The sequence below is a fragment of the Parasutterella sp. genome, assembly GCF_057870745.1.
Genome location: NZ_DBMALT010000076.1, coordinates 1 through 6,988, shown reverse-complemented (window position 1 = coordinate 6,988; position 6,988 = coordinate 1). Strand labels below are relative to the sequence as shown.

The following is a 6,988-nucleotide window of genomic DNA, read 5'->3' as shown; positions in this document are numbered from 1 at the left end:
CGTCGATAAATTTTTAAAGATCATTTCGGCTTTCGCCGCCGCTCAGTTTCGTGAGCGAAGAATTGAAATTTTACTCGTTTAAAATTTTCTGTCAAGCGACTAAATAACTTCAAATGTAAAACTTCATTTCCGTCTGTCGTTGCTGCATTGTGCATCAGCGACAGGACGTGCATCTTAACGAAACAATTCTATGTGCGCAAGTTGGGCACAACTTACAAATGTTTCTAATTGTTGTATGTTTTATACAACAGTCGATTTATTGTTCTGTCTTACCTAGATTTCTTTTGATGCAGTATTCGTAGCTTTCAACTTGTTTTTTGAGTGTGAACATGTTCACATATATGTAAGCTGGAAACTGAGTCCTGTTTAGGCAGAAGTTGAAACTCAAATGATGGCGTAAATAAAAAGAAAGGAGACCGCGCGGGTCTCCTATTGAATTGAAGCGTTAGTTGCTGGACGTATTATTTGGTTCCTGCTTGTCCCCAAACATCTCCCCAAGAACCGCTTAAGGCTCCCTTGGCATAGTCAACAACTCTGTTTTCAAAGAAGTTGGTGTGCGTTACACCAAGCATGGAATCGACCCAAGGAAGCGGATTGACGTTTACTTTAAAAATCTCTTTCATGCCCATTGCGGCAAGTCTGCGGTCGCAGATCCAGCGAATGTAAGCTTTCACATCTGCAGGAGACAGATTCTGTTTGCTCATGTCATTGACGCCGAAAGCAAGGTCGATGAATGCATCTTCCAACTCGATCATTTTCTCGGCGATGTCGTAAATGCGCTTCTTCAGAGAGTCGGTCCAAAGTTCCGGATTCTCAATAATGTATTCACGGAATAAACGGATCATGCTTTCCGTGTGAAGAGTTTCATCATTGATGGACCAGGCGATGATCTGCCCCATGCCTTTCATGGTGCCGTTTCTTGTGAAGTTAAGAAGCATCACAAAACTTGAGAACAGCTGCATACCTTCCGTGAAGGCAGAAAAAGCAGCCATTTTTACAGCGATGTTCTCCTGCTGGTCTTCGGCGAGACCGTGGAAGAAATCGTGCTTTTCCGCCATGGCTTCGTATTGCAGGAACTCGTTGTAAACAGTTTCCGGCATACCGATCGTCTCGATCAAATGAGAATAGGCTGCGATGTGCACCGCTTCTCGAGCGGCAAAGCTCGAGAGCATCATGCGAATTTCAGGGGTCGGGAAAAAGGGCAGGTAGGTATTGACGTAAGCAGAGCTGACGTCAATGTCGCCCTGTGTGAAAAAACGGAAGACCTTAGTCAGAAAGTCTCTCTCTCCGTCAGTCAAAACATTTTTCCAGTCCTTGATGTCTTCGATCATCGGAACCTCTGTCCAAAGCCAGTGCATTTGCTCACTGGCCATGAATGCGTCATAGGCCCATGGATAAGAGAAGGGCTTGTAATAATTACGGCTTTTCGTCAAACTGGATTTCATCACTATCCCTCACAGGCAAGGCAGCTGGAATTCTCGAGAACTTCACGCATGTTGATGGATTCTTCAAGACGATGTCTTTCAACTTTTTCGCCTAACTTATCAGCTTTGCGGAGCTTGTCGCTTCGACAGTAGTAAAGACTCTTCAAACCAACCTTCCATGCGAGGAAGTGACAGGCATGGAGATAGGCTATAGAAACATCAGCCGGGAAGAAGAGATTCAGAGATTGACCTTGATCAATAAATTCCTGACGGTCAGCAGCAAGATCAATAAGCCAGCGCTGGTCGATTTCCTGAGCGGTTTTGAATACATCTCTAATTACTTGAGGCAATGCTTCCAAATGCTGAACGGAACCGTCATGCGCAGTGATGCTTGTCCAAACTTCATCAGTGTTTAACCCGTACTCTTCAAGAACAGGAATAAGCATCTTGTTCTTAATAATATGAGCACCGGAAAGTGTGTCCTGACGATAAATATTCGCACGGATCGGTTCGATCGATGGCGATGTTGCGCCCATGATCAAACTGGAAGAAGCATTCGGAGCAACAGCGTTCCAATGAGAGAAGCGTCTTGGAATGCCGGCATCTTTTGCATCCGGGCAAGGACCGCGTTTTTCGCAAAGAATCTCATCGCCGCGAGCGCATTCCTCTTTGATATGAGAGAACATGCGGTAATTAATCGACTTGGCTAAAACGGATTCAATCGGAATTCGCTTGGACTGCAGGTAAGCATGGAATCCTAATGCTCCGATACCGATAGATCTTTCACGCAGAGCGGAATAACGAGCTCTTTCGACAGAGTTCGGAGCATTATCAATGAAGTATTGGAGGACATTGTCCAAAAATTCCATTACGTCCGGAATGAATTGTTCATTGGTATTCCAATGGTCAAAATATTCCAGATTCAGGGAAGAAAGGCAGCAAACGGCAGTTCTTTTTTCGCTGGTCGGCAAAAAGATTTCTGTACAAAGATTCGAGCCATGGATCTTTAAGCCCTTGTCACTGAGCCAAGAGGGAAGGGCGCGATTCGCTGCATCAATAAAGACGATGTAAGGCTCACCGGTTTGCATTCTGAGCTCAAGGATGCGCTGCCAAATATCTCTGGCGGATACCACTTCTACCACACGGTGAGAGTGAGGATCACGAAGTTCCCAAGAATCATCGGCATCCGCATTAACCATACTCTTCTCAATTAAGCGCATGAATTTATCGGAGATGTTTACTCCGTGGTGCAGATTAAGAGTTCTTAAGTTCTGGTCACCCGTCGGCTTACGCATTTCCAGGAATTGAATGATGTCGGGATGATCCACATCAAGAAAAGCTGCATAAGATCCACGGCGAGTTCTGCCCTGACGGTAAGCAAGGCAAGCTGCATCATAGATTTTTAAGTGAGGCATTACGCCGACGGACTTATCGTCTGCGCTTCTAATATCTACATGGATGCCAACCCCGCCGCCCAGCATGGAAAGCCAGTTGACTTCGGATAATGTATTGACAAGACCTTCAGCTGTATCCTGCATATAAACTTCAAAGCAGCTGATAGGGAGTCCTTTCTTACTTCTGCCGAAAGAAAGGATAGGGGTCGAGAAGGAAAGCCAATGCTTGGAGGCGTAGTCGTAAATACGCTGAGCATGAGCAGGGTTACTTGCGAATGTTTCTGCTACCGTTGCAAAGCGTTCCTGCGGGCTCTGCTCTTCTTCCTTCATGTAACTTTCACGAAGGCGTTTACGCGAAACTTCTCCTAATAATGAATCGCGTTCGAGATCAATTTCAATGCCCATTTGTTAATGTAACCTTAAGATTTAAAAGAGTTTTTCTTAAAACTAGAAATTTTGTGCGGCCTTCGATTGTACATTCAGAAGGGATGAGCTTGGCTTCCAAAAGCACTTTCAGAAGTAGCTTGTTACCAGAAATGAGAACAAAAAAAGGCTGGGCCGGAGCCCAACCTTTTGGATCAGAAAACGAAGAAATTAGAGGTGTACGAACGGATCGTATTCAGCTTTGGAAATCGGCTGCAGGCCAAGTGCTGCGCATACAGATTCGATATCGTAATGGCTTCTGAAGAAGGCGTTCCACTTACTAAAGGTAGGAGCATCCGTCATAAAAACTTCGCCATCCTGATCAAACAGGAAGTTTGGGTCTTCTCCGGAGGCTGAGATCAGTTGTTCTGTGTATTCCTGACCGTCGTGCCAATCAATGAACGAGAGAGAGCGAAGTTCACCTGTTTCTTTAATAAGAATGTTCATGAGACATCTCCGATTGAAAATTTAATATCTCTTACGGGTTAATAATGACATAAAAATTCAAACTAAAGCGATTTTACGAAAATAATTTCCTAAAATAGGTGTTAACACTGACAAAATAAATCATAAATTACATATTGCAATAGCGCTATTTCATAAGATGAGAATCCGCCTTCACGATTGAAAAGCACTAAATTTCAATCAATTTTTTAGTGAGAAATAAGCAACATAGAGAAGAAAATTTGACATCTTTTTGTCCTCTGAGGTGAGGACAGAAAGCTCTAAGTTAAAAGAAAAGTACCTTAACTGAGGAGAATATTTGTCTTTGCGCTGCGGTTAACCGATGAGATTTTTGACACCGGCCCGGGACCTTGAAGTAAAAAATCCCGCTCCAGATTGATGTTGCGGAGCGGGAAAGGTGGGTCTAATACGTCTTAATTCGGACGCCTATGGATAAAGAGTTTTACTAGACAATGAATCTCATGATGAGCATGCCGATGGAAGCCATCAGGAGGCTGTTGAACATAAGCAGCGGCCAGTATTTTTTAGGAACGTCGGCAACACCGAGAAGTCGGCCCATGTATTGAATCTGGGAAGCCATCAGGAGGAGGGCCGGAGAAAGAATGGTGATGTCATGTGCATTAAGGGTGCCGCTGGCGAGCAGGCTGGCTGCAACACCGACCCCGGCCCCGCAGGAGAGCCAAGTGGCGCACAAAACGGTAATGGCCTGACCGGGAAGATCAAAGATGCTCATGACCGGGCCGCAAACTTTACCTAAGAAAGCCATGACGCCGAAAAGATCAAGGATATAAGCCAAAACGAAAGCCATCAGCACATTAGGCATTAAGTTGTTAATGGCGACGTTAAAACCTTTTCTAAGGCCCGTAATGAAGATATCAAAAGGATTATTGCTCTTTTTGACTTGTGTGGCTGTTGCATTAGGCATTTTGGAAATCCTTCTTATAGAAAGTCTTGAGGCAGAAGCGGACGAAAACACCGCCGACAAACTTGAGGCAGAACATCACGACTAACGGGATCCAAACAGGAACCAGGAATGCCATGAAGAGGGCAGATGCGATAGAGAAATAGTTGTTAATTAAACCTGCACCTGCGTACTGCCAGCCTGCAATCACAACCAAGTTTTCTTTAGAAATCTTTCCGGAATCGACCAACCCCTTAGTCAGAGCCGCACCGGCGTCGGTACTTTGGAGGTCAGTAATAAGAGCCAAACCCGTGATACCCGGGACACCAAGGATCGGACGAAGCAGCGGGGTCATCAACTTTTGGGCTGCTTTTAAAGCACCGTAGTGGGAAAGAACTTCCAAAAGTCCCAAAGCCAACATCACGCCGGGAACCAGAGATAGAGCAAAAAGGAAACCGGCTCGTGCACTAAGACCGCCTTTACCGACGAAAGTGGCGGCTCCGGAAACTGACCCGAATTTGCCGATCAACGTAGTGAAGTCAAAAGCACCGAGCCAGCGATATGCATCTGGCATTTTGTAGAAGACACCGGAAAAGAAGCACATGGCAAAGAAGAGTGAGATATATGCGCCTACACCTACTTTTTCGGCTTCTTCCGCTTCTTGGGCTTGTACGCCGGCCGAAGCAGTTAAAGTTTCTGGGGACATGAGGTACTCCTGTAATCGTTAAAAAATGAATCAACGGAAACAGAATAGAACAATTGGGCCCATCAAAAACCTTTGTCAGATGAAAATTATGTCAGAGTTTTCCCTAGCACATAGAGAAATTTAATCTTTTAGAAGCTCATTTCTGAAGAAAAATTTCGCAAATAATGAAAACCTGAAAATTCTAATTATTTGAACGGGGTCGAACAATTTACTTTTCTTCTCTAAAAGAGAGATATTACTGGGATGTAACACCCTGAAATTACTGTTTTAAACACGGAAGGATCGGAAGTTTTTAATTGAAAGGTTTAAAAAACTATTGACAAAGCTAAATTTTGAAACATTTATTTATAAGATAAAAGCGTTGTTAACTTACTTCTCTAGGATTCGCAATGAAAAAAACTCTTTTAGCAGCTGCTCTTCTTGCTGCAACTTCTTATGCAACAGCAGCCTCTAACGTAACCTTGTATGGGGTTTTAGACGCAGGCGTTACGGTTAGCAAATTACACGGTGACTCCACAAAAGTTCAGATGTCAAACGGCAACTGGATGGGCAATCGCTGGGGTATCAAAGGTTCTGAAGACCTTGGGAACGGCAATTCCGTTTTCTTCAAACTGGAACAAGGTTTTAGTTTAAGCAACGGCAATGAAGCTAAAGCCGGTAAAGCATTTAGCCGTGAGGCTGCTCTCGGAGTTACAGGCGATTGGGGTACGGTAGCTTTCGGTCGTTTCGGCGCATTATCCTCTGACTGCGGTTCTTATTCGATTTTAGGGGGCGCTCCTTACACCACTTCCTTCCAGACGATCGGCAGCATGTACAGCGCTTTCTATCTCACCGATAGATACGACAACTCTATCATTTACCTTACTCCGGAATACAACGGCTTCCAGGGTCATTTCATGTACTCCAACGGTCGTACGAGCGATGAAAACAAATGGTCTTACAACCAGCATTACTACGGTGCCGGTTTGACTTACGGTAACGGGCCTTTGAATGCTGATTTGATCTATGAAGCTTTGGACTATAAAGGAGCAGAGGACAAGAATAAGACAACTCAGCTCCTTAATCTTGGGGCTTCGTATAACTTTGGCGCCTTCACACTCTATGGCGCTTATGAATACGCATTGCATGCACCTCTGCCAGGTGTGGAGTTCGATACGAAGACTGCAGAAGGCAAAGCCTTACAAAACAAGTACAACAATGGCAAAGCCAACGATTATCACGCTTTTGCATTGTCCGCCTCTACTAATGCTTTAGGCGGAGAAGTCATGCTGCAGACACAGTTTGCCTTCGGTAAGAATAAGAATGGTTCCGAACCTGACAAGGAAAACAAATTTAATTCCTTCTCCATGGGCGCAGCTTATTTCTACCACTTCTCTAAACGTACTTTAATGTACACACAGGCCGCATGGGGTACGGCTGGGAAGGCTTTGAAACACAGTACTGACGACCTTCGCGGTTGGAATGCCACAGTCGGTATGACTCATAGTTTCTAATCTCATAAAAGATTAGATAAGAACTTTCGGGGAGCTTCGGCTCCCCGTCTTCTTTATGGGACTTGGTCGCAGGAAAAGCTGTCTAGTAGTTCAATCTATAAATACGTTATCAATTAAGTAAATGCGGACTCGATGTCTTCAAGCTTCCATTTCCAGCGGTAGATCACCGGTTCCGCATTCAC

General features: G+C 44.6%; 6 protein-coding genes. 1 reads left to right on the top strand and 5 read right to left on the bottom strand.

What is annotated here, in order from left to right:
• Positions 1-461 precede the first annotated feature (461 nt).
• The 5 genes from ACZND6_RS12525 to ACZND6_RS12505 form a co-directional block, all read right to left on the bottom strand.
• A complete protein-coding gene (locus tag ACZND6_RS12525; protein WP_008863258.1) occupies positions 462-1,445 on the bottom strand; it encodes a ribonucleotide-diphosphate reductase subunit beta in 984 nt (327 codons plus the stop codon).
• 2 nt (positions 1,446-1,447) lie between these two features.
• Positions 1,448-3,223, bottom strand: a complete 1,776-nt coding sequence (locus tag ACZND6_RS12520) for a ribonucleoside-diphosphate reductase subunit alpha (RefSeq protein WP_008863257.1) — start codon at positions 3,221-3,223, stop codon at positions 1,448-1,450.
• Positions 3,224-3,412: 189 nt separating this feature from the next.
• The gene (locus tag ACZND6_RS12515; protein WP_008812266.1) at positions 3,413-3,688 is read right to left on the bottom strand and encodes a hypothetical protein; all 276 of its coding nucleotides are present in this window, start codon (positions 3,686-3,688) and stop codon (positions 3,413-3,415) included.
• Positions 3,689-4,151: 463 nt separating this feature from the next.
• Positions 4,152-4,631, bottom strand: a complete 480-nt coding sequence (locus ACZND6_RS12510; protein ID WP_418805417.1) for a YjiG family protein — start codon at positions 4,629-4,631, stop codon at positions 4,152-4,154.
• The gene (locus ACZND6_RS12505) at positions 4,624-5,313 is read right to left on the bottom strand and encodes a nucleoside recognition domain-containing protein (protein WP_008812268.1); all 690 of its coding nucleotides are present in this window, start codon (positions 5,311-5,313) and stop codon (positions 4,624-4,626) included. Before ACZND6_RS12505 ends, ACZND6_RS12510 begins: the two co-directional genes overlap by 8 nt.
• 389 nt (positions 5,314-5,702) lie before the next feature.
• Between ACZND6_RS12505 and ACZND6_RS12500 the strand changes: the two genes are divergently transcribed.
• Positions 5,703-6,806, top strand: a complete 1,104-nt coding sequence (locus ACZND6_RS12500) for a porin (protein WP_302817730.1) — start codon at positions 5,703-5,705, stop codon at positions 6,804-6,806.
• Positions 6,807-6,988 lie beyond the last annotated feature (182 nt).

What these genes read in the sequence shown, in the direction of transcription:
- ACZND6_RS12525 (WP_008863258.1), bottom strand. Translation starts at nt 1,445, where the DNA reads ATGAAATCCAGTTTGACGAAAAGCCGTAATTATTACAAGCCCTTCTCT.
- ACZND6_RS12515 (WP_008812266.1), bottom strand. Translation starts at nt 3,688, where the DNA reads ATGAACATTCTTATTAAAGAAACAGGTGAACTTCGCTCTCTCTCGTTC.
- ACZND6_RS12520 (WP_008863257.1), bottom strand. Translation starts at nt 3,223, where the DNA reads ATGGGCATTGAAATTGATCTCGAACGCGATTCATTATTAGGAGAAGTT.
- ACZND6_RS12500 (WP_302817730.1), top strand. Translation starts at nt 5,703, where the DNA reads ATGAAAAAAACTCTTTTAGCAGCTGCTCTTCTTGCTGCAACTTCTTAT.
- ACZND6_RS12505 (WP_008812268.1), bottom strand. Translation starts at nt 5,313, where the DNA reads ATGTCCCCAGAAACTTTAACTGCTTCGGCCGGCGTACAAGCCCAAGAA.
- ACZND6_RS12510 (WP_418805417.1), bottom strand. Translation starts at nt 4,631, where the DNA reads ATGCCTAATGCAACAGCCACACAAGTCAAAAAGAGCAATAATCCTTTT.